This window comes from Aestuariispira ectoiniformans, from assembly GCF_025136295.1.
Lineage (GTDB): Bacteria > Pseudomonadota > Alphaproteobacteria > UBA8366 > Aestuariispiraceae > Aestuariispira_A > Aestuariispira_A ectoiniformans.
In genome coordinates this window covers 879817-905180 of record NZ_CP062788.1, presented here as the reverse complement: position 1 = coordinate 905180, position 25364 = coordinate 879817, and the positions used below count along the sequence as shown (strand labels likewise).

The window sequence follows — 25364 nt, the reverse complement described above, 5'->3', positions numbered from 1 at the left end:
ATGACTGTTTCTGGAAAAGTCCTCATTGCAGGGGCGGGTCCGGTTGGGCTGTTCCTGGCGCTTGGCCTCTTGCGCAGGGGGATCGACGTTCAGGTCTTTGAACGCGAAGAACGTCTGCCGCAACGGCCCGGCATCGGCACGATATTCCCTTCAACCATGGAGATGTTCCAGCAGAACGGGATCGACGACGCCATCCTCGAACAGGGTCAGCGCGTCCCGGAACTGCAATTCTGGGACTGCGACGAAACCTCGATGGTGGCGGAACTGCCCTTCTCCATCATTGACCAGCAAACCGAATATCCTTTCCATCTTCACTGCACGCATGAGGACATTGTCCGCATTCTGGCAGACCGCGTAAGCCTTCTGTCACCCTCCGCGATCTGCACCGGCTATGATCTGCAATCCGTTGAGGAGCGGGGCGACAAGGTCGTTGCGAAGGTCGCGACATTCGAAGGCGAGTTCGAGGTCGAAGGCGACTATATCGTCGGCGCAGACGGCAAGGACAGCAGCCTGCGGGACATGGCCGGGATTCCCTCCAGGGCCCTGGTCGAAGACCACCGCTTTCTGATGGTGGAAAGCGACCTGGATTTCAGCCGCCATTTCCCGGATTTCGGCAATGCCGCCTATCTATATTGTGGTCAGAATTGCATCAGCGTCATTCGTTACGGTGACCGCGTCCAGGCCGTCTTCCCGATCAGTGCCGATGAAAGCGACCGACAGATCCGTGATGAAAATCAGGCACGCGAACGTCTTTTCTCCCTGATCGGAGACAAGCCGGACATAGACATCAAACAGGTGGCGGTCAGCTATATCCGTCCCTCTGTGGCGGACAGTTTCAAAAAAGGCCGCGTGCTTCTCGCAGGCGACGCCGCCCACAGTCACGGCACACCGGTCGACGGCGTCTGCCTGAACAGCGGCTTCCATGACGCGGACCATCTGGCACGTGTTCTACAGATGCATCTGGTAGGCAATGCGGACGTCAGCGAGCTGGACGACTATGCCAGCCTGCGCCGGCGAGCAGCCCTGGATCACATCCAGAAATCCACCAATGCCTACTACCACGACCACGCCAACCGGCAGTCCCGCAAGACGGCCCTGGCCAGTGCGCGCCTCGCCGCCATGGCGTCGTCAAAAGAAACGGCCCGCACCTACCTGCTGCGCGCGTCCTTCATGGGCGCCCATGTGTCCGTGTCGTCCGCGGAGTCCCAGTCCCTCACTTTGGCATAAGGAAACCAGTATGGATACGATGGCTAACACCGCCGAAAAGGCACATCCTGAAGCCTTCTCCGCCTCGGAGCTCGAGCAGGCCTATCAGGTCATCGAGAACGGCGGGCTCACCCTGGTCAAACTCGATATCGGCTATGGCTTTGTCGGGCATTCCGAAGAATCCATCAAGCGGATGTATACGCTCAAAGGCCGAAGCTGGCAGAACCCCTGCGTGGTTCCCGGCGACCTGACCATTTTGCAGGAATTGAGCGGCGGAAGTATCGACCCTGTCATCCTGGACTGGCTCGCCGAACAGATGACCTGGACCACCATCTCGGTGATCGCAGACCTCGACGAGACAAGCCCGCTTTGGCTGTCGCTGCCCGAATTCGTGCGCAAACAGTCCAGCTTCGAACAATCGGTCGCGGTTTTCCTGAAGGCAGGCGCCTTCCTGGAGGCCCTGGTCGAACGTGCCTATCGCGACGGAAAACTGTTGGCGGGATCATCCGGAAATGTCAGCGGCAAGGGGAATTCCTATCGCCCGGACGAGCTTCCCGACGATCTGACCAAGGGGGTGGATCTGTTCATCGATCACGGGGTTGCCCGCTATGAGAACGAACAGCGCATGGCAACGACCATGATCGACCTGCGGACACTGGAAGTCGCGCGGCGCGGCGTCAATTTCGACGAACTGCAAAAACCGCTGGCCGAATTACGCACCAAAATCAAAGGGGGAAAATCATGAGTAAAAAGATCGAAGACATTCTTGCCAGTTTCGACGCCGAAATCCAGCGACGGAAATACACGGACCATTCCTGGACGAAATTCGTCCTTAGCGGTCAGGCAACCAGAGAAGGCCTGAAGAACTGGGCAATCCAGAAATACCACCAGACCTATCTCCAGATTCCGATTTTTTCCATTTTGCACGCCCGCACGGACAGCCGGGCCATCCGGCTGTTCATGGTGGATCAGTTGATCGACGAGGAAACCAGCATCAGTTCCGGCGGCGACGCCCATTACGAACTGATGAAACGGTTTGCCCTGGAAATGGGGGCGACGGAAGAGGAAATCGCCAACACCCCGCCGGGCGGCCCGGTGCAGCGCTATGTCGACGAAATCAAGGATGTCTGCTGGACGGAACATCCGGTTGTCGTCCTCGCCGCCATGTATGCGGGCGAAAGCCAGACGGCGGAGGTGATCACCCAGGTTCTCCAGAAGCTGAGAGATCAGTTCGGCCTGAGCGATCACGCCCTGGAGTGGTTCGAGGTCCATGCCGGTGACGACGAACATGCCGATGCGGAACGGGTGTTGATGGAAGAGGAAGGCAGTGACCTGCCAAACCTGGAACAGGACGGGCTTCGGGTCATCGACCGTTTCATGACCCAGTGGAACCACCTGCAGGACTACTACTACGCCATCACGACAGAACCGACCGGTGAAAAACAACGGCTCGCGGGCTGACGTTACAAGCCCACAAGCGATGAATGAACAGGGGATTTGAGATGGAAAATTTGAAAACGGATCTCGTCATTGACAGCGACACCCATGTCGAGGAACACCCTGCGGTCTGGGAATATATGTCGGAAGAATTCAAGGCCCGCAAACCGGTGACGGTCAAGATCGACACCATTCCCGACCGGCCGAAGCGGGACGTGCATTGGTTCATCGACGGGGAGATCATGCCCCGCCGCATGGGCCATGGTCACACCTGCCACGGCAGCCCGGTTCTCTCTACCTTTGCCTTGGAAAAGGACGCCTCCATCGAGGAACAGGCCATCATGACCGCCGAGGCCCGCCTGCAGGCGATGGACCGCGGCGGTGTGGATGTGCATGTGGTCTACCCGACGGTGTTCCTGCAGAACCTGACCAAGGACCTGCAATACGAACTGGCGCTGATGCGCAGCTACAATGATTATATTGCCGAACGTGCGGCAGAATCCGGCGGCCGTCTGCGCTGGATCGCAACCGTGCCGATCCGGGATGTTCCAGCGGCCGTGGAGGAAATGAAGCGGGCGCATTCCCTGGGGGCATCCGGTGTCATGCTGCTGGGCACGGCGGGCGACACCTTCTTGCATGAACGCCAGTTCGACCCCTTCTGGAAAGTGGCGGAACATCTCCAGATTCCGATCTGCTGTCACCTCGGTTGGGGCCATGATTCCCTGATGCGATCCTGTGACAGCCCGGCGGCGGGTGTGTGTATCGGCGTCGATTTCTGCCTTGTGATGGGCTTGTTCAGCTTTGTCGGCGGCGGCATCTATGACCGTTTCCCGGCCCTGAAGGTGGCCCTGGTCGAAGGCGGCATCGACTGGTTCCCGGTGGCTTTCAAGCGGATGACCGCCTGGAAGGGTACGGCAGCCGCCCACCCCTGGCCCGCCCTCAAGGACCCGGAATACTACCTGCAGGAATGCCCGATCTATTTCGGAGCGGGTGGCGACGAGGACAACCTTCCCGACCTGCTCAAGACACTGGGTCCCGATCGCCTGCTCGGCGGGCAGGATTTCCCGCACGCCCATGAAGAAGACGGCGGCATGTCCCATTCCTTTATCGACCTGAGACGGCGCACGGATGTGTCGGATACGGCCAAGAAGGGAATTCTTTGCAACAACGCCATGGAATTCTACGGGATCAAGAAAGAGACCGTCGAATCCTATCAGAAGAAGCAGGAGAAGCTGGAACTTGCCTGATACGACACCGATCCTGAGCACCAGCGGCCCGTTTCTGGAACGGGCCGTCCAGGTGCTGTCGGAAGGGGGATTGGTTATCACCCCTTCCGTAACCAATTACATCCTTGTGTGCGACGCCACCAACAGGGACGCCGTGCGGCGCGTATTCGACGTAAAAAAACGCCGCCAGACCGGGCCGCTTTCGGTCGCCCTGCCGGACACTTCCGACATCGGCCAATATGTCCATATCCCTGATTGGGTGTCGCAATACGCCCTGGATTCCCTGTTCCCAGGCGAGATTGCCATGATATTCCGCCACAAATACCCGTTTCCACGGGAACTGGTCAGCGGACTGCCGACCCTGGCGATCACGATCAGTTCCGACAGAAATTTCGGACCGCTGGTCAAGGAATACGGAAAGCCGTTGGCCGGTACATCCGCCAATATTTCCGGTCAGGGCAATATCTTCGTGTCGCTTGACAAAGCCATGGAGGATATCGGCGACAAGGTGGACCTGATCCTGGATGGCGGGCCGACAGTCGCCCAGGCCTTTGCGGAACATACCGACAGGGTGAACACGCTTGTGGATTTCACACAGGGCGAGCCCTGGCTGGTGCGCAAGGGCTGGGTGCCGGTTGAGAAAATCCAGCAATTTTTCCCGAACCTGAACCTGGATACCGACGCCTACAGCGCCGGGTTCGAGGAGCGGGTCAACAGTGTGGTGACCGCTGTGAATGACAGCCCCGCAATGCTGCAAACACATGAGTGAGAACCATGAAGAAATTATACGCCGCCGCCGCCGTTGTCCTGCTGGGTGCAGGGGCCTATTTCGCGCATGACGCAATGGAAGGCGCCGAAAGTGTGGAGGCTTTCGTCAACATCGAAGTGGTGGAATATAAAGCCAATGCCGTTGGGGCCTGGGAGCCGAGCAAACGCCTCGTCAGCGATGAGGAGTTCCAGGCCGGAGACATCTTCGGCAAGATTGTCGTACCGGAATCCGACCCCGGCGTCCTGGGCCTCAAAACCCGGATGCTGGAAGTTAAAAACCAGATCGCCGACGCCCGGAACCAGCTCAAAAGCATCGACAACGAAAAGAAACTGAACACCAGCCATATCAAACATTACCGCGACAAATACGACCAATCCGTCGAGATTTCCAGCAAGGTGGCCAAGCTTGAGAATGAGTTGATCCGCGTCCAGACCGAACGGAAAAGGATTCTGCTCAACCGGCAAAAAGACGACTACAACCGCAGCCGCAGCCTGAACGTGAAAAAGATCATTTCCGATTCAGTCCTGCAGGATGATGAAACCAATTACCTGGCCAGTGTTCAGGAAGTGAAGGCGCTCAACATCCAGAGCAAGATCAATGACTGGAACCGCCGTGCCATGGAACAGGGCCTCCAATATGAGGAAAGCCAGGTCTTCAATTATTACCTGTCGCGGGTGAATGAATATGTGGAAAGAAACCGCTATCTGAACAACAGCATCATCTCCACCAATAATGACATCAAAACCGCCGAAGAACTCTACCACGCCTATGAAACGCTCTACGGGCAGGTCGCCAACCTGCAGTTCACGGCCAGCGGGCGCGAAAGGGTCTGGGAAATCCATTCCTATGGTCAGGCGGTGACCGAAGGCGGAGAGCTGCTTTTCACCACGTTGAAATGCGACAATGTCTGGGTCGAGGCCTATATCTATCAAAAGCATGTGGATGAATTCAGCGTCGGCAGGAAGGTCCATGTCCGCTTCAAAGGGGCCGACGAGGCGGTAACCGGCACAGTGCGCGCGATCAGGCAGAATGTGGACCGGGTTCAGATCGGAAGCCCGATGCCGATCCCCCCGATTGACCTTGTCAGGCGTCAGTTGCCGGTGAAAATCGCATCGCTGCTGGTGGATATCGACAGCAATGACTGGTTGCGGCAACAGGCCTTCTGCGGTGCCGGTGTAACCGCCATCGTCACCTCTGACTCATAACGGGGCCGGTCATGGATTTGCTGGTTACCCTGGAAGACCACCCTGTCTGCCACGACATTCTTTTCAGTCTGGCAGCCCGGATGCATCCCGACGAACACCGGCATAATGTCCGCATCGCAATCAGCGCGGAAGACATCATCGCCGCCATCGGGTCCGCGTCCTGCGTCAAATTCGTGACCTATTCCGCGAACGGCGCGGTGTCTCCTGCCACTAGACGTCTTGTGCGGGTCCTGCAGCGCCATGCCGGGGATCTGGCCTTTGACACTTATGAGATTGTCGATGTGTCCAGCCCTGAAATCCTGCTGAATATCGTGGAAGACGTGGCAAGCGCCTGCCGTGGCAAGGACATGTCTTCCTCCCTGTCCACATTCCTTGCGGAAACGGCAACCGGGCTATATGGCGACCTCGCTGCCTCGGCGCGGCTGCTGGACGATTTCCTGCGACAGAAGGGAAAGCTTTGCCCGGAAAGGATTAAACTGGTCATGGACCCCGGGGCCAACGCCCCTTTGGCATCCATCCATTAATCCCAACACCGAACGCACAGTCTACAAGACGGTTGTGCCGCCTGCCGTTGTCTTTTCCGTTGCGACGACGGGCGGTTGGGACCCCAGGAGAAGTTTGCCTTCCCAGTTTCCCTGCGTGGCCTGTTCATAGACCAGAATCTTGATAAGGGCCGCAATAGCCTCCCGGGCATAGCTGAACGGCAGGACCGTCGTGGTGCACAGACAGGCTTCGCGGATGAAGGAGGGAAAGCCGATCGGGCGGCTTTCGATTGCGCTGCTTTGCTTTTTCTCAAGGATCGCCGTGGACGGTACAATCGAGAAATAGTTTTTGCGTTCAACCAGTTGCAGGATCGTGGAGGCGGAGTCCACCTCTAACGCAATGTTCAGGGCAATCTTGTTGTCCCCCTGCCAGCGGTCAATCAGCGCCCGCAGCCCATGCGGCGGGATCGTCGAAACCAATGGCAGCCCTGACAGCCTCTGGGCGGGAAATTCTTCCGGGAAATTCTCGAAACTGTCCGCCGGGCCGATCACATGCAGCTTTTCCCGGATCATCGGCTCGGATGAAAACTTCTGGGTCGCCTCCCGGTCGAACAAAACCGCGATATCCAGCATCTGATGCTCAAGCGCATATTCCAGACTACCGCTCATGTTTTCCACAATCATCAACTTTATGTCCGGATAAAGGATGGAGGCCCGCTCGATGAGGGGGAAGGACAGGAAGGGGCATAGCGAACTGGGAAGGCCAACCGTCACATCACCGAAAGGATGCTCACGCTGGCCCCGGATTTCCGCATCGGCCCGCGCCGCAGTATCCAGGATAAGCCGGGCATATTCGGCCAGTTTTCGCCCCACCGGGGTTGGCGTTGCGCCAACGGAGGTCCGGTCGAACAGCCGCTCGTTCAGCTTCTCTTCCAGCTTCTTGATGTGCTGGCTCAAGGCAGGTTGAACAATGTTCAGGTCCTCGGCGGCGCGCGAAAAACTACCCAGCTCAAGAACTCTCAGAAAACTACGGAGATGTTTAAATTCCATGGGCCTACGATGCTACCGCCATAACGTTTCATACTAACGAATATCACGAGATTATATTTAATAGCTTCAAAATTAACGAGTAATTTTTAATCAGCGACCATCCAAGAGTTGCAATCTTTTAACTCGCAGGGGGAGGCAGCAATGCGAACGCTGATGATAATTTGTGCGCTGATCACGGCTTTGCCGGCAATCGCGCATGCAACCGGTTCCTTTCCGGACAGACCTGTCACCATATTCGTCGGCTTCCGCGCCGGCGGCGGCAGCGACGCGGCCGCCCGCATCCTGGCAGCAGACCTGGAGAAGACATTGGGGCAGACGGTCATCGTCCAGAATGTCCCTGGCGCCGGAGGCGGTGTTGCCGCAGCCCGGATAAAATCCCTGCCCGCAGATGGCTATACAATCGGCTTTGCGGTTGCCACCACATTCAGCTTCGACCCGATGCTGGGCCAGGTCTCCTTCGATATCGACGACTTTACACAGATCGCCGCAACCCATGGCTCGCGAAGCGTTTTCGTCAGCCCGCCAAATGCCGAATTCAAGGACTTCAAAGGCATGATCGCCCTCGCCAAAAAGCGCGGTTGGCTGAATTACGCGTCCATCCTACCACTGGACCGGATGCTGATGGAATATATCGGCAAGAAGGAAGGCCTGGCGATCAACATCGTGCCGACAAAGGGAGGGGCCGGGGCCCGCCAGGCGGTGCTGGGCGGTTACGTGGACCTCGCCTATTCCGGATCGAATGCCATTCCCATGCATGAGGAAGGCGCGCTGAAAGTTATGGCGACATCCTTCCCGGACGGCATCAAGGAATTGCCGGAAGTCCCGTCCCTGATCGACCTCGGCTATGGCGTCTATTCCGAGAATTATTCGGTTTTCTTCGGACCGGCCAATATGGACCCGGAGGTCCGGAAAGTCTGGACCGAGGCGCTCAGAAAAGCATCCAGCACACCCAAATATGTGGATTTCGTCCGTAACAGTTTCCGGGGCAGCGAGGTCTTTCTGGATGGCGACCAGTTGGATGCGGCAATCCGCAAACAGCGAACAGACTTCACGGCGCTGAAGAAAGCGGTTGAAGAGAAATGAACGCCGCAGGCCTCTGCCTGAAAGGATCAGCCCGGACCACGGAGAGACAATGGAAATGAAATCGCGTACCGATGCCGTCCTGGGGGTGGTAATCGCCACGGCCGGCATCACCCTCTTCTTCTGGGTGATCCCGTTTGAAATCAACGATGCCGGTGCCTACGGCCTGCCGCCGAGCTTTGTGCCAAAGTTGTTGGCCGGACTAATGTTCCTTCTCGGAAGCCTGATGGCCGCCCGCAACTGCCGGGCCTTTCTGCCTGTTTCCCGGAGAGACGGGCAAAGCCGGGAAAGGGCCGCCCTGACCTGGTCGAATATGGGGCATCTCTGCATCGTCGTCGGCACATGCGCCGCCATGTTGTGGACCATGGGCGAAGTCGGTGGTCTCAGCCAGGTTCCCTATGCAGGGTTCTGGGTCGCCGTTCCACCGGCTGTTGTCGTCTTCACCCTGATACATGGCCAGGTCCGCCTGCGTACCCTTTTTATCAATGCCGTGGCGACGCCCGCCTCCATCTACGCAATGTCCTGGTTCGTCTTTCACATTCCGATGCCCTGAGGGACCACATCCATGGATCAGATCCTCTCAGGCATGATTGACGCGATGTCGCTTTGGACATTCCTGGCCGTTGCGGGCGGCGTGTCCATCGGCATCATCGTCGGGGCCATTCCCGGCCTGAATGCGCCGATGGCCATCGCAATCGCGGTTCCGCTGACCATGTCCATGTCACCGCTGGCGGGGATCGCCATGCTGGTGGGGGTCATGAAAGGGGGCGGATATGGCGGCGCCATCGGCGCGATCATGCTGAACACACCGGGTGAACCTCATTCGGCAGCCACCACATTGGACGGCCATCCCCTCGCCCGCCGCGGCAAGGCCAAGAAAGCCCTGCAAACCGCCCTGTTTTCTTCCGCCTTCGGCGATACCTGTTCGGACCTTGTCCTGATCACCTCTGCACCGGCGCTGGCGGTAGTGGCGCTTAAGGCCGGTCCGGTAGAGATTGCCGCCTTCCTGGTATTGTCCCTGTCGGTGATTGCGGCGCTGTCCGGGTCATCCCTGTTGAAAGGTATTTTCGCTGCCGTTCTGGGGGCGTTTCTGGCGACGGTCGGTCTGGACCCGGAAACCGCCTCCCCCCGGCTCACCTTCGGTTCCGTTGAACTGCTGGACGGCCTGCCCCTGGTGGCCGTGGCCATCGGTGTGCTGGCAGTGCCGGAAATCGTCATGCGCATGGAAGAACGGCATACCGCATCACAAGGCAGCCCCATCCAACCGGACATCGATGCTGTCTCAGACGAGGGTATCCGGTTTTCCGAAATGTGGGCGGTTCGGGCAACGCTGTTGAGGGGGGCAGGAATTGGCACCGTAATCGGCGCAATCCCCGGACTGGGCTCCACATTGGCTGCCTTTATCAGCTACACCGCGACAAAGCGGTTTTCCCAAAAACCCGAGGCGCTTGGAACCGGTGCGATCGAAGGGATCGCCGCCACGGAAAGCGCCAATTCAGCCGTTTGCGGGGCCAACCTTATCCCCCTGTTAACCCTGGGGATTCCCGGCAATCTGTCGGCAGCCTTGCTAGTCGGGGCCTTTCTTATTCACGGCATCGCCCTGGGGCCAATGATTTTCACGCGCAATCCGGAACTGGTCTATGGGCTGTTCGCAGCGATGATCATGGGAAATATACTCGTCATCGCCATCGGCAGTATTGGCCTGCGGTTATTCGCCAAGATCGCCCTGGTGCCCGCCCAGGTGATCTACCCGGTTGTCCTGATGCTCTGCCTGGTCGGCGTCTACCTGTCCCAGCGGTCCTTGTTCGCCGTCTGGCTGATGCTGGGCTTTGGCCTGCTCGGATATGTGATGCGCAAGCTCGACATCTCGATTGTCTGCTTTGCCATCGGGCTGGTTCTCGGCCCGATCATCGAGCTTTCCGCCCGCCAGTCGATCATCCTGATGCGCATGAACCCGGGGGCCATCCTGGATCATCCGCTGGCCCTCGGCCTGTTCGTCGCAACCCCCGTTGTTGTCTGGGTCCTTCTGCGGGACCGGAAAAAGCAGATGGCGAAGGAAAAGGCCATGCAAGACCATACAACGCCCGATTTTCCAGGGAAGGCCCATGGACTTGATCCACACCCTTAAGAACCGCCGGTCGACAGGTGTCGGTTATCTGACGGACCCCGCCCCTTCAGACGCAGAACTCAACGAATTGCTCACCCCCGCGATGAGTGCACCGGACCACGGGGCCATCCGCCCCTGGCGGTTCAAAATCATTCGCGGAGAGAGCCGCCATCACCTGGGCAGACTGTTCGAGAAGGCACGGCGGGTGGACAAACCGGACGCAACGGAGGACGAACTGGAAACACTGCGCCAGAAGCCTTTGCGTGCGCCGCTGGTCATTGCCATCTGCGCGGAAATCAGGGAAGGCCATCCAAAGGTGCCACCGGTTGAGCAGATCATCGCCGCAGGCTGTGCCACGCAGAATATCCTGCTTGCAATCCACGCCAGCCCCTATGCCGGGGTCTTGCTGACCGGTTGGATGGCCCATCACGATCTGGTCAAGGAGGGTCTTGGACTGGCGTCAAAGGACGTGATCATAGGCTTCCTCCACCTGGGATCGCAAAAAGAAGAACCCCGCATCAAGAAGCGCGCCGACGTTGCAACCTATCTGGAGCGATGGCCCGCACCAACAGGGGGCTGATGCCTCCCTCCATTCAAACAACGCGCCAGTCGACTGCCAGTTCCTCCCGGAAAGCAAAGCGCTGCAGATGCCTGTCGATCACACCCCGAAGCACTTCGTTCCGCGCCTCATCCGGTGCCGTGACCGTCATGAGCAGTTGCCCGGCCGCGGCTTCCAGATAGCAATCACCATCGTCAAAGGCGATATGACCCGACTGCGCATCGAAGGTGGTCGGCCTCTTGTGCGAGAAATGCTTGCAAAGCTGCTGCAGGTATTTGGAGGCAGCGGCTGTGGCTACGATGCTGACGCTTTCTACGCCGCCAGTGATATCATTCATTGCAGTCTCGCTCATTGGCTTTTCTCCACAGCCTGGGCCGCAGCATCGATGGCTGCGGCAATCTTGTCTGCCGCCTCACCGTCCACCGGGCCTTCCCGGAGGCGCAGGCGCAGGGCCATTTTCAGATTTTCCATAGCACGCACGACAGGTGCCGGCGCGTGGCCCCGGGCGGTACCGCTGCGTTGCAACAGGGCATCCGCAGCGGCGCGATTGGCCTCCAGAAATGCCTTGCCTTCCGCCGTGATGCGATAGCATTTGCGGTTACCGCCATCGGCATCAACCTCGGCATATCCCATGTCATCCAGCCAGGCCAAAGTCGGATAGATCACGCCCGGGCTTGGGCTGTAAGCACCGCCAAAGCGCTCCTCGATCAGCTTGATCAATTCATAGCCGTGACTGGGTTGGTTCTCGATCATGGCAAGAACCAGAAGGCGCAACTCTCCATAGTCGAAAAGCCGTCCGCCATGGCGGCCGCGACCGTGACGGCCATGTCCCCGGCCATGACCGGCGTGATGATCGCCGCCCTCATCATGGTGATCGTGATGGCAGTCTCCGCCGCCCCTATGTCTGTTTCTGTGTCTCATTGATTTCTACTTCTCTGTTACGTGTTTTTTTAAGTTCATATTCCCGATATAACTCTCGATATATCGAAATTCAAGATATATCGAGATATATGTCGGATAATTTGTGAAACTCCTTTAGTGAAGGAATTTCCAAAGCTCACCTAAAACACTGACAACTATATATTAATCATGGAAAAGCATGTCGCTCTGATACAAAAAATTACAATTTTTGCCTTGAGAGAGAACCAGGTTCCGGGTGCATAAGGGGCTGCTTAATCACTCGGAAATGCTCTGGAGCAACCGCCATGTTCAAAAAAATAAAATCCAATGGAACAACCTTCACCGCAGGCCTCTTTCTTGTTTCAACCGTGTCCGGGTTGTTCCTGTTTTTCCATGTGGCGTCACCACTGTTCCATTCGATGCATGAATGGCTTTCGGTCCTGTTGATCCTGCCCGTGGCGATTCACCTCTGGAAAAACTGGCCCGCTTTCGTGAACTATTTCCGCCGCCGCACGATAATCCTGCCGCTTGTGGTGTCCCTGATTGCCGGAACCGCCTTCGCCTATCCGGCCCTGACCAGTGGACAGACCGGCGGCAACCCGATGCGGGCCGCCGTCGGGGCGATCCAGAACGGCACGATTGCGCAGGTCGCACCGTTATACGAACTGTCCCCGCAGGCCCTGCAGGAACGCCTGCAGGCCAAAGGCTATGTCATCAAAAATGTGGACCAGAAGCTGATCGAGGTCGCACGCGCCTCCGGCAAGGAAGCCGGGCCCGCCCTGCTGGCCGCCGTGGCCTTCCCGCATCAGGCGGCACGCCAATAATCACCAGCGCCGTTGCAGCAGGGGACTGCCCGTCCCCTCACTGGCAGCACCTACAGGATACGGACCAACAGGCTGTCCAGACGGGAGCCTTCCCGATAGAAGGCCCGCACCAATAGGGCCCCAAGCATGCCGGTAACCGCACCGCCAACGACATCACCAAAATAGTGAATGCCGATATGCACCCGGGAATATGCAACCAACGCTGCCGCCGCCAGGAAAATCAGACCACGCCGCCGGAACCCGTGCAGCAGGAAGGCCACCCCAATGGCAAAGCTTGCAGTCGCATGATCGGAGGGAAAAGAATAATCAGTGCTCGGCGAGATGAGCAGGTCCGTTATACCGGCGTCATAGGGACGAACGCGATGAAGGAACAGCAGGATAAGCTGGTTCAGGGCGAGACCGAGAAGAAAGGAAAAACCCGTCGCCACCAGAATGTGACGGGTGTGCGACCGCCCGTTTCGAACCCACCATTGCCCGGCAACCGCAAGCACAAGAACCTCCACAGCAATCGCCGAAACCCAGATCATCAACGTATCCATGGTGGCACTGCCCCCGGCGAGGCCATTGATGGCTTTGGTCACTGCGACATCAAAATCATACATTCTTTATCCCCGCATCACCGGTCCTGTTAATCGCCCATATGAGCGGCAGCTATCGCGATTGGCAAGCACAACCACATCAATGCGCAAATGATCCCCTCAACCGGTTCATACGCGCTGACCCGGGAAACGGGGATGCGGAAATAATGGAGAGCAGCGCCTCACAGGAACCGTATGAAAGATAACTTTTTTTTGCATAGCCGATAAAAGACTTGCCCTATTACATCGAAGCACCTTCAATGCTCCTAACCTTGATTATTCGAGGATGGGTGGAAACGATCAGGGAACGGAGTGCTCGGGGGCGGGTTTGGTCGAAATCTTCAACGAAAGAAATCGCCAGTTTTATGACTACTGGAAACAGCTTCCACGGGCGGAGGGTTCCCTCCTGCCGTACCGGAGCAGCTTCCTGCCTGAAGAGATTCCCGACCTGCTGCCAAACCTGCTGCTGTTTGAGGTGATTTCCAAAGACTTCATGAAAATCCGGCTGCAAGGCACGACCATCGACGAACAATACGGCAGCGACATGGCTGGCGCGAACTATCTGGATTTCGTTGAGCCGAAACGCCGCGAGGTTGCCGCTTCTGCCTTCCTTATGATGGCGGAAACGCCCTGCGGTATCGTCGCCCGGCTCGACCAGTTGCTGACCACCGGTCGCTATGTCACGGTCGAGGCGATCGGTTTCCCATTGCTCAACGACCGCGGCGACAATCCCATCATCATCTATTCCAGCAATGAACTGCGGCGCAGCAACCGGTTTACCTTCGAAGACGAATACCAGCTACACTATATCTATGTGCTGGACCGGGAGATCATCGATATCGGCGCCGGTGCCCCCGAATTCCACGACCTCCCCGACGACGACCACTGACCGGATAGCCGTTGGCAGGGTGACTGGTTCAGGACTATTTATTCGGCCACATCTGCGCCAGGAGGAAATCCACCCGGCTCTCAACGTCTGTGCGAGGCAGTTCGACAATCTCGTAGCCAAGCCCCTTATATGTTTCTACCATAACGCCGCAGGTCATTTCCGCCTCTGCCCGGGTCTGCTTACGCTCGGCATCCTGGATAAAAATGTCGTCCCAGCAAGGCGCTAGAAACACCCGTGGATTATAGCGGACCTGGCGGGCTGCAGCGGCGATATAGGGCGGTACCGGAAGGTCACAAAGCGTTAAATAGCCCAGGGTGTCGGGAATGCCCCGGTCAAAGATCACCGGGCCTGCCAGCGCCCTTGCATCGCTGTAGGCGCGCAGGTCGCGGTCCACCATACGCTCGGCGTAGGCCGCGCGGTCCGCCCACGGCAACGCACTGCCACCACGGCATCGTTCATCTTGGATAATAGCCCTGCCGGATTCGGGCATGACATGCAGCCCACGACGGGACAATGCCTCGATCAGGCTGGTTTTGCCCGCACCCGGGCCGCCCGTCACGATGAAGAAATGGTCACTCATGCACCATCCTCGAACTTCAAAATAGGGAGGGACAGGAGAAGAAAATGCTGCAAAACGCCCCGGGCAGCCAAGGCGCAGGTCAACATGAGTGTGTGTTTTCGGAAAACGAAACGACAGGCATCCGCACGGCAGAGGTAAACTCTGCGACAGAAAGCGCGGAAATATATGTCGTCTTTTTCGGAGGGGAACTGGTGGAGCCGAGGGGAATCGAACCCCTGACCTCTACAATGCCATTGTAGCGCTCTCCCAACTGAGCTACGGCCCCATTCACGTCCGTTATGTGCCGGACGGCGCTTCTTATCGATCAGCCGCGCCGTCCATGCAAGAGAAAAATTATCTCAACGGACGATTTTTTTAGTCGATCAGCTATCGTCGCCGTCGTCGCCGTCACTGCCGCCACCGACAACAGGAACGTCGTCACCGTCGTCCAGGTCGCTGGTGTCTTCCAGGACGTCTTCGTCATCGTCGTCGATATCGTCTTCAATATCATCGGTCTCCAGCAGTTCGACGTCACCGCCGTCGGACTTCTCGACCTTTTTCTTCTCTTCGCTGACGACCGGACGGCCACGTTTCAGTTTGATTGCCGCTTCCGGATCAAACTGTGTACCGCAACTCGGGCACAGGATCGGATCGCGCTGAAGGTCATAGAACTTCGCGCCGCAGCTTAAGCACATGCGCTTCAGTCCCCACTCGGGTTTCGCCACGGGAAATCTCCTTGGAATTCAATCAACTAAGGGTTTCGTTTCTAAACTCAAAACCGCCAGGTGCCCGACAGTATGGCACCACAAAATAACGCGTTGCAGGGGATTAGCCAAATTCCGCGGCATCTGTCAAAAGCATTTTTGCACAAAACCGTCACTTTTCTTGTCGCTGCGTCCGAAATATCACAGCACACCGCACACCCATAGAGTTTGGCGCATCTTTTGCTTCTATTTCCAATTGATTGTCTGAAACCATCTTCAAGAGGCAAAAAATGCAGGTCTCCGGATCAAGCGCTGCTTACAACCTGGCCCTATTCGGTTCGTCCCGGCCGCAAAAGGACGACGCACAGAGCGACGTCCTTGCCGCCCCCCAGAAATCGGAAGCCGGCCAAAAAGCCAGCGACGCGATCAAGCGCATCAAGGAAGTCGGCTTCCAGCAATGGGCCGAAGAGGAAAACGACCGCAAGCTGGAAGAGCTTCGCGAGAAAATCCTGAAATCCATGGGGCTTACCGAGCAGGATCTGCAGGGCATGCCCGCCGACCGGCGCGCCTCCATCGAAAAGATGGTCCAGGACGAAATCCAGAAGAGGCTTGCCGCCACCTCCGAGATGAACGGCAGCCAGTCCGATGACAAAGCCGGGAAAACCGCACTGGGCGAGGCAACCAAGATCTTCAACGCAAGCAACATCAGCAGCCGGATGGGCCTGGACCTGTTGAACCCGAAAACCGGCCTGACCGCCCAGGAATCCGGCAATGACGCCAATGATGAAAACGACTTCAAGTCGATTTTCCGCCGGGATGAGGACGACAAATCGGGCCTGTTCGGATAATCGCCCGTCGGGTGCTAGACAAAACGGAAAAAACCCAGCACATTCAGGCGCTCTGAAGGTTACTACTTTTGTCTGTTAGAAAGGGTCCATCCCGTGCGTCCGCTTCGTGCCTCCCAATCCGGCAAACTCATCGGCACCGTCCGCGTTCCGGGCGATAAATCCATTTCGCACCGCTCGATCATGCTGGGCTCGCTTGCCGTGGGGCGAACGACGATTTCCGGACTGCTGGAAGGCGAGGATGTGCTGGCCACCGCCGCCGCCTTCCGCGCCATGGGGGCCAAAATCGAAAAACACGAGGACGGCACCTGGACCGTCGACGGCGTCGGGCTTGGTGGTCTGGCGGAACCCGACGACGTGTTGAACATGGGCAATTCCGGCACCTCGGCCCGCCTTATCCTGGGCATTCTCGCCGGTCACCCGATCACCTGTTTCCTGACCGGCGATGGTTCTTTGCGCAAACGCCCCATGGGCCGCGTCATCGATCCGCTCGGCCGGATGGGCGCCACATTCACCAGCCGCGACGGCGGCCGCCTGCCGCTGGCCGTGACCGGCGCGGAAGAGGTCATGCCCATCGACTATGAACTGCCCATGGCCTCCGCACAGGTGAAATCCGCCATCCTGCTGGCCGGACTGAATGCGCGCGGGCAGACCACGGTGATCGAGAACAAACCGACCCGCGACCACACCGAACGCATGCTGACCCATTTCGGTGGCAAGATCACGGTGGAACCGCTGGATAACGGCGGCAACCGCATCACCGTCGTCGGCCAGCCGGAGCTGACGGCCGCCGATCTGGTTGTTCCCGCCGACCCCAGCAGCGCTGCCTTCCCGGCGGTCGCCGCCGCCCTGGTACCGGGGTCCGAGGTTACCCTGCCCGCCGTTGGCATGAACGAAACCCGGACCGGCCTTTTTGCCACGCTGCAGGAAATGGGTGCGGACGTGACCTTTGCCAATGAGGCGATTGAAGGCGGCGAACCGATTGCGGATATCATCGTCAAAGGCGGCAAACTGAAAGGCATCGAGGTGCCTGCGGAACGCGCCCCCTCCATGATCGACGAATACCCGGTTCTGGCCGTGGCCGCGGCCTTTGCAGAAGGCAAAACGGTCATGACCGGCATCGGCGAGTTGCGGGTGAAGGAATCCGACCGCCTGGAGGCCGTCGCCTCCGGCCTGCGCGCCAACGGCATCACGGTTGAAACCGGCGACGACTGGATGATTGTTCACGGCACCGGTGGCAAGATTCCGGGCGGCGGCACGGTTGTCACCCATCTGGATCACCGCATCGCCATGAGCTTCCTGGTCATGGGGCTGGTTGCGGAAACCCCCGTCACCGTCGACGACGGCGAGCCGATCGAAACCAGTTTCCCCGGCTTTGTAGAACTGATCAACGGCCTCGGCGGCAAGATCGCGGCGACGTAGGCCTTCAAAACAAGACTGCTAGCCACCGTTTCACTGTCCCCCCTGCGCCGTCCGGGGCGGCGTTGAACCGCCAAAAGAAACTCGCCCTTCCCTCAAATATTTGATAGATTGCTATCAATAAAACCTGCTCTGGGGAGGGGAGACCGATGCAAGAGCATGCGCCTTCGATCGACATCCACGTAACGGCGGAAGACGGCAGTGAAAGCACTGAAACGCAAACGCTGGACACCCAACGGGATTCCGTCGATTTTCGCGACAAGATTTACCAGCCCTCACTGCGTTCCCTGAAGAACCGATGCTATCCCGCCCTGGACCATGTCCGGGTTCTGAACCAGGGCCGCGAGGGGGCCTGCACCGGCTTTGGCCTGGCGGCGACGATCAACTATCTCAACAAACAGCGCAGCCTGCCGCAGGACAAGCAGGGCCGGGTCAGCCCGCGCATGCTCTATGAAATGGCCAAACGTTACGACCGCTGGCCGGGCGAGAATTATGACGGATCAAGCTGCCGGGGGGCCATGAAGGGCTGGTTCAAACATGGCGTCTGCCGCGAGGACCTGTGGCCCTATGTGGTGAAAAAGCCCGGCCATCTGACCCTTGAGGCCCGCACGGACGCCGCCAATAATCCCTTGGGCGGTTATTACCGGGTGCTGAAGAACCGGACGGACCTGCAATCCGCCGTTGACGAGGCAGGCGCGGTCTATACATCCGCCAAGGTACACAGCGGCTGGTCACGTCCGAGAAACGGCAACATCCTGACCGACAATGTCCACCCGACGGGCGGTCATGCCTTTTGTATATTGGGCTATGACGAGGACGGCTTCATCATCCAGAATTCCTGGGGCCCCGGCTGGGGTGGCATCGAACTGGACGGGGATTATTTCCAGGGCCTCGCCCGATGGAGCTATGACGACTTCGAAACCCATGTCTGGGATGCCTGGGTGGCGCAGGTGGCCCCTGCGGTCAATTCCAAGACCATGTTGACCACGACCGGCGGCCTGACCCATCGCGGCACCATGGTGGAACGGATTGAAAAGGCCCCGCCACGCCATGAGATCGCCGATGACTATATCCATATAGACGATGGCCGTTTTGATCCCCAAGGCGACTATTATTCCCAGGAGGATGAAGTCCGCGACCTGATCACCCGGACCGTGGCGGAGGCCGCAGGCGGGCATCTGCTGCTTTACGCCCATGGCGGGCTGAACTCGGTCAAAAGCTGTGCCGCCCGCACCAAGGCTTTTCAGCCGGTGATGAACGCCAATGGCATCCAGCAGGTTCATTTCATCTGGGAAACGGGCCTGTTTGCCGAGCTGCGCGATATTATTTTCGGAAAACAGACGCAGATCGAGGAACGCGCAGGCGGTTTTTCCGACCATTGGGACAGCATGATCGAAAAGCTCACCCGCCCCCTGGGCCATGCCTTGTGGCAGGAAATGCGCGACGATGCCGGATTGGCCTTCCAGATCGACCGCGCCGGCGACAAGACCATGGCCATGCTGAAAGACGCCCTGGCCAACAGCCCCAATCCGCCCAATGTGCATCTGGCGGGGCATAGCGCCGGGTCCATCCTGCTGGGTCATCTGGTCCAGGTCTGGCAGGGCATCGGTGGTACGGCGATCGCCCCCTTCCAGACCCTGCAACTTATGGCCCCGGCCTGCACCATCGATTTCTACGATACCCGCATCAGGCCGCAGGTCGGACCGGGCAAGGCGGTCAGCCGACTGATCCACTACCAGATGGACGACGCCACCGAGCAGGACGACAATGTCGCCAGCATCTACCGTAAATCCCTGCTCTATCTGGTATCGAGAGCCTATCAGGACAAAACACAGACCGTGCCGATCATGGGCATGCAGAAATACTGGCAGGGTGCTGCCCAGGGACCGGAAATCACGACCTTTAACAATGCCGACAATCCGGACCGCACACGGTCTGAATCCCATATGGATTTCGACAATGACGTCACCACGATGAATTCGGTCCTGGAACATATTCTGGACGCCGCACCCCAGCGCCGCTTTACCAAGGAGGACCTCGATTACTGAACACCGACCCGCTTGTCGCCTCGCCACCGATCGGCTATCAGTCGGCAGCTTTAACGACATGAAACGAGTTGCCGAAAGATGATCATCGCCATCGACGGACCCGCCGCCAGCGGCAAGGGCACGCTTGCCCGCCGCCTGGCCGACCATTTCGACTTTGCCTATCTGGACACCGGAAAGCTGTACCGGGCCGTGGGCTTGGGGGTATTGCGTCTGGGCGGTGACCCGGAAGACGAAGACGCTGCAGGCGATGTCGCGCGCAACCTGCAGCCGTCGCAGCTGGATGACGACGAGTTGAAAAGCGATGCCGCGGCAAGTGCCGCCTCCAAAGTAGCGGCTATTGAAACAGTCCGGGCCGCTCTGCTGGACTTCCAGAAGTCCCTGGCGGCCAATCCGCCGGGCGGTAAAAAAGGCGCCATTCTGGATGGCCGCGACATCGGCACGGTGGTCTGCCCCGACGCCGATGTGAAGCTGTTTGTGACCGCTTCTGTAGAAGTTCGTGCCGAAAGACGGCACAAAGAGTTGCTTCAACGGGGCGAAACCTCTATATACGAGCGCGTCTTGGAAGATTTGAAGGAACGTGACGCGCGGGACAGCGCCCGGGCCGTGGCCCCGCTGAAACCCGCAGAAGACGCCACAATGGTCGATACGTCGGCCATGGATGCGGACCAAGCGTTTGAAGCAGCGCTGAAAATCGCCTCCCCTGTTGTGGCTGAAAAGTTACGCTAACCCTCAAGGCCGAAGACATCGGGAGGCCAGTCGGCTTGCGTTAGAGCCCCACAGCGCAGGCCATTTTGATTTTGGGGTGAGACCGCCGGAGACAACCGTTGCGGCCGGAATAACGTGATATACGAAAGGCTAACTTAAATGACGAACGAAAGTTTCGCGGCTCTCCTGGAAGAGTCCCTGGGCGAAAACGACAGCCTCGAAGGCACCGTCGTAAAAGGCACCGTGATCAACGTTGACAGCGATGCAGCATTGATCGACGTCGGCCTGAAGGCTGAAGGCCGTGTTGCCCTTAAAGAATTTGCTCCGGCACCGGGCCAGCCCGCCGAGCTGAAAATCGGCGACACCGTAGAAGTTTACATCGAGCGTCTGGAAGACAAAAACGGCGAAGCCGTTCTGTCCCGTGACAAAGCCAAGCGCGAAGAAGCCTGGAAACTGCTGGAAGAGCAGTTCAACGCCAACGAGCGTGTCCAGGGTGTTATCTTCGGTCGCGTCAAAGGCGGCTTCACGGTTGACCTCAATGGCGCCGTTGCCTTCCTGCCGGGCAGCCAGGTGGACATCCGCCCGGTTCGCGACATCACTCCGCTGATGGGCAACCCGCAGCCGTTCCAGATCCTGAAAATGGATCGCAGCCGCGGCAACATCGTTGTTTCCCGCCGTGCGGTTCTGGAAGAAACCCGCGCCGAACAGCGTGCAGAACTGGTCGAAAACCTCAAGGAAGGCCAGGTTCTGGAAGGCGTTGTCAAGAACATCACCGATTACGGTGCGTTCGTTGACCTCGGCGGCGTTGACGGCCTGCTGCACGTCACCGACATCTCCTGGAAGCGTATCAACCACCCGTCTGAAGCTCTGTCCATCGGTCAGACCGTCAACGTACAGGTTATCCGTTTCAACGCTGAAACCCAGCGTATCAGCCTCGGCATGAAACAGCTCGAAGCCGATCCGTGGGAAGGCGTCGAAGCCAAATACCCGATCAATGCGAAATTCACCGGCCGCGTGACCAACATCACCGACTACGGTGCATTCGTCGAGCTGGAGCCGGGCATCGAAGGTCTGGTTCACGTTTCCGAAATGAGCTGGGTGAAGAAGAACGTCCATCCGGGCAAAATCGTCTCCACCAGCCAGGAAGTCGAAGTTATGGTTCTGGACGTCGATCCGGCCAAACGTCGTATCTCCCTTGGCATCAAACAGTGCATGGACAACCCGTGGGATTCCTTCATGGATAAATACCCGCAGGGTGCCGAAGTCGAAGGCGAGATCAAGAACATCACCGAATTCGGTCTGTTCATCGGCCTCACCGACGACATCGACGGCATGGTCCACATGTCCGACATCGACTGGGATCTGGCTCCGGAAGAAGCACTTGCCAAATACAACAAAGGCGATGTGGTCAAAGCCAAGGTTCTGGATGTCGACGTCGACAACCAGCGCATCTCTCTCGGCATCAAACAGCTGAGCGGCGATCCGTTTGAAGAAGCCCTGGGCGACATCAAACGCGGCGCGACCGTGACCTGCACCGTCACTGCCGTTCAGGACAACGGTATCGAAGTTGCAATCGCCGACGGCGTTACCGGCTTCATCCGCAAGTCCGACCTGAGCCGTGACCGTTCCGAACAGCGTCCGGACCGTTTCGCCGTTGGCGAAAAAGTCGATGCGAAAGTCACCAGCCTGGACAAAGGCAGCCGCAAGCTGTCCCTGTCCATCAAGGCTTTCGAAAGCGACCTGGAAAAAGAAGCCATGGCCAACTATGGCAGCACCGATTCCGGTGCTTCCCTGGGCGACATCCTGGGCAAAGCCCTGCAGGAAAAAGCGTCCAAGGACTAAGGCCCGACATGTGGTTTTCCGTATCGGCCCCGCCGGTACGGACAGCCTCCGACGGTTTGAACCGGCAGCCTATCTGGGCTGCCGGTTCTTTATTTATCGGCCCTGCTGCTTTCTGCCTTGACCTTCTACAGTCGAAATGGCAAGCTTTTCCAGTGACTTGGGATCGCAAACCTCACACTTGCGAGGATGAGGCGAGCCGGTTCGGTTATGGTGGGGCGCCGCCCTTCGGCGCCGTAACTTCAGGAACCACGGGGGCTCCGGATATGACGCGTTCTGAACTCATCGCGCGTATTGCACAGCAGAATCCGCATCTCTACCACCGCGACGTAGAACGGATTGTAACCACAATTTTTGAAGAAATCTCTGCCGCACTCGCCGATGGAGACCGTGTGGAACTACGCGGGTTTGGCGCCTTTTCCGTGAAGCATCGCGATGCCCGTACGGGCCGCAATCCACGGACCGGTGAATCCGTCGACGTGGAAGCAAAGGCAGTGCCTTTCTTCAAAACCGGCAAGCTTCTACGTGAGCGCCTGAACAAAGACGGCTCCTGAGCCGCCCTGTCTTCAACCCTTTCTGATATGGGCTCTTGATGCGCCTGCTTCATACCGTTCTCGCCGTTATCTTTGCCGTTGTTGCGATTTCCTTTGCCGTCTCCAACCGGGCGGTCGTACCGATGTCGCTATGGCCGCTTCCTTTTGAATGGCCGATGCCGGTCGCCATGGTCGGCTTCGTCGGGGTCATCATCGGCTTTGTCCTGGGTGGCATTGCCGCCTGGATCGGCGCCGGAAGCAGCCGCCGCAGGGCACGGCAGGCAGAATACAAAAACCGCAACCAGGAACGCGAAATAACCCGGCTTGAAGCCCGGACCCGCGAAGCCGAAAAAGCCAAGGTTGACGCATTGGGCAACCAGGAAAACGCGGCCCTTCCAAAAGCGGAATAGTCCTTCATTTCGCGCCGCTTCCCGATACCACCCGACCCGAAAAATCTTTAATCACGGGATTTTCAGGCATTTTCGCTGTAATCTTTTTGCCAGTATTTGAGTTTCGGTAACGATCTCGAAGGCGATTGTGATGATAACCTTTGAACCGGGCTTCCATATGTGGGCGACCTTTGCCTTCACCGCGGTTCTGGTCGTGCTTTACATCTGGGAACGTCTTCCGATCATCCTTTCATCGACGCTTTGTCTGGCGGCGATGACATTGACCTTCCATCTTGTGCCCCTGCCCGGCCCCAATGGCACCAACCTCCTGGACCCGCATAAATTACTGGCGGGCTTTGCCAACCCCGCCCTGATCACGGTCCTGTCGCTGATCATTATCGGCCGCGCCCTGGTGACGACCGGTGCCTTGGTCCAGATCACCCAGGTGATCTCCACCGCCGGACAAAACCGCAACCGGCTTGCCGTTGTCTCCGTGCTGTTATGCGCAGCAGTGATCACGGCTTTTTTGAACAACACCCCCGTCGTGGTCATGTTCATCCCGATCCTGCTGGCACTTGCCAACCGCACTCACCAATCCCCGGCCACCATCATGATGCCCCTGAGCTATGCAGCGATCCTGGGCGGCATGACGACACTTATCGGGTCCAGCACCAACCTTCTGGTATCCCGCAGCCTTGTGGAACTGGGACAGGCCCCGTTTCGGTTTTTCGAGTTCACCGGCTTCGGCGTCATCCTGGCGGCGGTTGGTCTGATCTACGTGCTTTTCGTGATGCCCTTTCTGCTGCGCCATCGCAAGACGCCGAATGTGTCACTGTCCAACCGGGGGTCGCGGCAGTTTCTGGCGCATCTGACCTTGCGGGAGGATTCCCCGATGGTCGGGATGAAACCGGTCGCGGGGCATTTCAAGGAACTGCCCGACATCGTGGTCATGATGATCTGGCGCAACCGTCGCGCCATCCTGCCGCCCTTCGACGAAACGCCCCTGCAGGCGGGTGACATGCTGGTGATTGCGGCAACCAGGCAGGTTCTGACGGATGCCACCATGCATCGCTTCGGACTGATCCCCGCCGATGAAAGCCTCCAGATGCGCTCCGGCCCCGGCGGCACGGCTCCTTCCGTCCATCGTCAGGTGGTAGAGGCCATGGTCGTACCCGGCGGCGACCTGACCGGCACGACCATCCGCAAAAGCCGTTTCCTGCGGCGTTTCGGCTGCGTGGTGATCGGCCTGCAGCGCCGCGCCCATATGATCCGAACCCGCATGACGGAAATTACGCTGGAACCCGGCGATGTTCTGCTGCTCTACGGCACCCAGGATACGGTGGACGCCCTTCAGCGCAGCAAGGACCTCGTTGTCCTGGACCAGTCGCAGGAAGACATGCCCGCCTATCACCGGGCAAAACGGGCATTGGTGATTTTCGCAGGCGTAGTGCTGTTGGCGGCAACCAACCTCATTCCCATCGTCGTCCTGGCCCTGATAGGGGCCGCCCTGATGGTGCTGCTGAAGGTCATACGGTTGCCGCAGGCCCTGCGCAGCATCGATTTCAATCTGGTCTTCATCGTCGCCACATCGCTGGCACTGGGGGCCGCCCTGGAACTGACCGGGGGCGCCACCTTCCTGGCCCAACATATTCTCATTGAACTGAACAACACCGGCCCGGCCATCATCCTGTCGGCCTATTTCCTTGTCGTCGCCTTTTTCACCAACCTCATCAGCAACAATGCCTGTGCGGTCCTGTTCACACCCATCGGGGTGCATATGGCCTTCAACATCGGCATCGATCCGCATATCTTTGCCATCGCCACCCTGTTCGCCGCCAACTGTTCCTTCTGCACGCCGATCGGCTATCAGACGAACCTGCTCGTCATGGGTCCCGGCCACTACCGGTTCAGCGACTTCCTCTATCTGGGCATACCGCTCATGCTTCTGATCTGGGCTACATTCAGCCTTCTGGCGCCCGTCGTCTACGGCCTATAATCCATCAGCGCTATT

General features: G+C 58.4%; 27 protein-coding genes and 1 tRNA gene. 21 read left to right on the top strand and 7 right to left on the bottom strand.

Annotated features, from left to right (window positions below; all coding sequences use genetic code 11):
- Genes IF205_RS04550 through IF205_RS04520 form a run of 7 tightly spaced genes read left to right on the top strand, consistent with a single transcriptional unit; the run spans position 1 to position 6367 of the window.
- Complete coding sequence (locus IF205_RS04550; protein ID WP_259782109.1) at positions 1 to 1227, top strand: FAD-dependent oxidoreductase; 1227 nt, start codon at positions 1 to 3, stop codon at positions 1225 to 1227.
- A gap of 10 nt (positions 1228 to 1237) precedes the next feature.
- Complete coding sequence (locus IF205_RS04545) at positions 1238 to 1951, top strand: Sua5/YciO/YrdC/YwlC family protein (protein WP_259782108.1); 714 nt, start codon at positions 1238 to 1240, stop codon at positions 1949 to 1951.
- Positions 1948 to 2667, top strand: coding sequence for an iron-containing redox enzyme family protein (locus IF205_RS04540; protein WP_259782107.1), 720 nt, complete (start codon positions 1948 to 1950; stop codon positions 2665 to 2667). Before IF205_RS04545 ends, IF205_RS04540 begins: the two co-directional genes overlap by 4 nt.
- A 41-nt stretch (positions 2668 to 2708) precedes the next feature.
- The gene (locus tag IF205_RS04535) at positions 2709 to 3890 is read left to right on the top strand and encodes an amidohydrolase family protein (RefSeq protein ID WP_259782106.1); all 1182 of its coding nucleotides are present in this window, start codon (positions 2709 to 2711) and stop codon (positions 3888 to 3890) included.
- A complete protein-coding gene (locus IF205_RS04530; protein WP_259782105.1) occupies positions 3883 to 4638 on the top strand; it encodes an L-threonylcarbamoyladenylate synthase in 756 nt (251 codons plus the stop codon). The genes IF205_RS04535 and IF205_RS04530 overlap by 8 nt, the downstream gene beginning before the upstream one ends.
- Positions 4639 to 4643: 5 nt before the next feature.
- Complete coding sequence (locus IF205_RS04525; protein ID WP_259782104.1) at positions 4644 to 5843, top strand: HlyD family secretion protein; 1200 nt, start codon at positions 4644 to 4646, stop codon at positions 5841 to 5843.
- 11 nt (positions 5844 to 5854) lie between these two features.
- A complete protein-coding gene (locus IF205_RS04520) occupies positions 5855 to 6367 on the top strand; it encodes a hypothetical protein (RefSeq protein WP_259782103.1) in 513 nt (170 codons plus the stop codon).
- Positions 6368 to 6388: 21 nt separating this feature from the next.
- On the opposite strand, the gene IF205_RS04515 is transcribed toward IF205_RS04520, so the two are convergent.
- Positions 6389 to 7375, bottom strand: a complete 987-nt coding sequence (locus IF205_RS04515) for a LysR family transcriptional regulator (RefSeq protein WP_259782102.1) — start codon at positions 7373 to 7375, stop codon at positions 6389 to 6391.
- Positions 7376 to 7516: 141 nt separating this feature from the next.
- On the opposite strand from IF205_RS04515, the gene IF205_RS04510 reads away from it, so the two are divergent.
- The 4 genes from IF205_RS04510 to IF205_RS04495 are packed head-to-tail and all read left to right on the top strand — an operon-like array spanning position 7517 to position 11142.
- Entirely contained in the window at positions 7517 to 8458 is a 942-nt protein-coding gene (locus IF205_RS04510) for a tripartite tricarboxylate transporter substrate binding protein (protein WP_259782101.1), read from the top strand.
- Positions 8459 to 8507: 49 nt separating this feature from the next.
- On the top strand, positions 8508 to 9008 hold the full coding sequence (locus IF205_RS04505) for a tripartite tricarboxylate transporter TctB family protein (protein WP_259782100.1): 501 nt from the start codon (positions 8508 to 8510) through the stop codon (positions 9006 to 9008).
- Between the two features lie 12 nt (positions 9009 to 9020).
- The gene (locus IF205_RS04500; protein WP_259782099.1) at positions 9021 to 10583 is read left to right on the top strand and encodes a tripartite tricarboxylate transporter permease; all 1563 of its coding nucleotides are present in this window, start codon (positions 9021 to 9023) and stop codon (positions 10581 to 10583) included.
- Entirely contained in the window at positions 10561 to 11142 is a 582-nt protein-coding gene (locus tag IF205_RS04495; RefSeq protein ID WP_259782098.1) for a nitroreductase family protein, read from the top strand. The genes IF205_RS04500 and IF205_RS04495 overlap by 23 nt, the downstream gene beginning before the upstream one ends.
- A gap of 13 nt (positions 11143 to 11155) precedes the next feature.
- Here IF205_RS04495 and IF205_RS04490 read toward each other — a convergent pair whose 3' ends face one another.
- Together IF205_RS04490 and IF205_RS04485 are read right to left on the bottom strand one after the other, a co-directional pair.
- The gene (locus tag IF205_RS04490) at positions 11156 to 11473 is read right to left on the bottom strand and encodes a DUF2218 domain-containing protein (protein WP_259782097.1); all 318 of its coding nucleotides are present in this window, start codon (positions 11471 to 11473) and stop codon (positions 11156 to 11158) included.
- Positions 11470 to 12042 carry a PadR family transcriptional regulator gene (locus tag IF205_RS04485; RefSeq protein WP_259782096.1) on the bottom strand — a complete coding sequence of 191 codons (573 nt, stop codon included), beginning with the start codon at positions 12040 to 12042 and terminating at the stop codon, positions 11470 to 11472. Before IF205_RS04485 ends, IF205_RS04490 begins: the two co-directional genes overlap by 4 nt.
- Positions 12043 to 12326: 284 nt before the next feature.
- On the opposite strand from IF205_RS04485, the gene IF205_RS04480 reads away from it, so the two are divergent.
- Positions 12327 to 12845 carry a DUF4405 domain-containing protein gene (locus tag IF205_RS04480; RefSeq protein WP_259782095.1) on the top strand — a complete coding sequence of 173 codons (519 nt, stop codon included), beginning with the start codon at positions 12327 to 12329 and terminating at the stop codon, positions 12843 to 12845.
- Positions 12846 to 12895: 50 nt separating this feature from the next.
- Here IF205_RS04480 and IF205_RS04475 read toward each other — a convergent pair whose 3' ends face one another.
- Complete coding sequence (locus tag IF205_RS04475) at positions 12896 to 13447, bottom strand: phosphatase PAP2 family protein (protein ID WP_259782094.1); 552 nt, start codon at positions 13445 to 13447, stop codon at positions 12896 to 12898.
- 304 nt (positions 13448 to 13751) lie between these two features.
- Between IF205_RS04475 and IF205_RS04470 the strand changes: the two genes are divergently transcribed.
- Entirely contained in the window at positions 13752 to 14312 is a 561-nt protein-coding gene (locus tag IF205_RS04470) for a PAS domain-containing protein (protein ID WP_259782093.1), read from the top strand.
- Between the two features lie 34 nt (positions 14313 to 14346).
- Here the strand turns inward: IF205_RS04470 and IF205_RS04465 are convergent, their stop codons facing one another.
- From IF205_RS04465 to IF205_RS04455, 3 genes are all read right to left on the bottom strand, one after another.
- Positions 14347 to 14892, bottom strand: a complete 546-nt coding sequence (locus tag IF205_RS04465; RefSeq protein WP_259782092.1) for an AAA family ATPase — start codon at positions 14890 to 14892, stop codon at positions 14347 to 14349.
- A gap of 189 nt (positions 14893 to 15081) precedes the next feature.
- A tRNA-Ala gene (locus IF205_RS04460) sits at positions 15082 to 15157 on the bottom strand.
- Positions 15158 to 15254: 97 nt separating this feature from the next.
- A complete protein-coding gene (locus tag IF205_RS04455; protein ID WP_259782091.1) occupies positions 15255 to 15596 on the bottom strand; it encodes a TIGR02300 family protein in 342 nt (113 codons plus the stop codon).
- 269 nt (positions 15597 to 15865) lie between these two features.
- Between IF205_RS04455 and IF205_RS04450 the strand changes: the two genes are divergently transcribed.
- The 8 genes from IF205_RS04450 to IF205_RS04415 all read left to right on the top strand — a co-directional run bounded on the left by IF205_RS04450 (position 15866) and on the right by IF205_RS04415 (position 25349).
- Positions 15866 to 16423, top strand: coding sequence for a hypothetical protein (locus IF205_RS04450; protein WP_259782090.1), 558 nt, complete (start codon positions 15866 to 15868; stop codon positions 16421 to 16423).
- Between the two features lie 72 nt (positions 16424 to 16495).
- A complete protein-coding gene (aroA, locus tag IF205_RS04445; protein WP_259783234.1) occupies positions 16496 to 17842 on the top strand; it encodes a 3-phosphoshikimate 1-carboxyvinyltransferase in 1347 nt (448 codons plus the stop codon).
- A 146-nt stretch (positions 17843 to 17988) separates the two neighbouring features.
- A complete protein-coding gene (locus IF205_RS04440; RefSeq protein ID WP_259782089.1) occupies positions 17989 to 19887 on the top strand; it encodes a C1 family peptidase in 1899 nt (632 codons plus the stop codon).
- A gap of 78 nt (positions 19888 to 19965) precedes the next feature.
- Positions 19966 to 20613, top strand: coding sequence for a (d)CMP kinase (cmk, locus tag IF205_RS04435; protein ID WP_259782088.1), 648 nt, complete (start codon positions 19966 to 19968; stop codon positions 20611 to 20613).
- A 138-nt stretch (positions 20614 to 20751) separates the two neighbouring features.
- Entirely contained in the window at positions 20752 to 22434 is a 1683-nt protein-coding gene (rpsA, locus tag IF205_RS04430) for a 30S ribosomal protein S1 (RefSeq protein ID WP_259782087.1), read from the top strand.
- 263 nt (positions 22435 to 22697) lie between these two features.
- Positions 22698 to 22985, top strand: a complete 288-nt coding sequence (ihfB, locus tag IF205_RS04425; protein ID WP_259782086.1) for an integration host factor subunit beta — start codon at positions 22698 to 22700, stop codon at positions 22983 to 22985.
- Positions 22986 to 23023: 38 nt separating this feature from the next.
- Entirely contained in the window at positions 23024 to 23374 is a 351-nt protein-coding gene (locus IF205_RS04420) for a lipopolysaccharide assembly protein LapA domain-containing protein (RefSeq protein WP_259782085.1), read from the top strand.
- 130 nt (positions 23375 to 23504) lie between these two features.
- A complete protein-coding gene (locus IF205_RS04415) occupies positions 23505 to 25349 on the top strand; it encodes an SLC13 family permease (protein ID WP_259782084.1) in 1845 nt (614 codons plus the stop codon).
- The last annotated feature ends 15 nt before the right edge of the window (positions 25350 to 25364 follow it).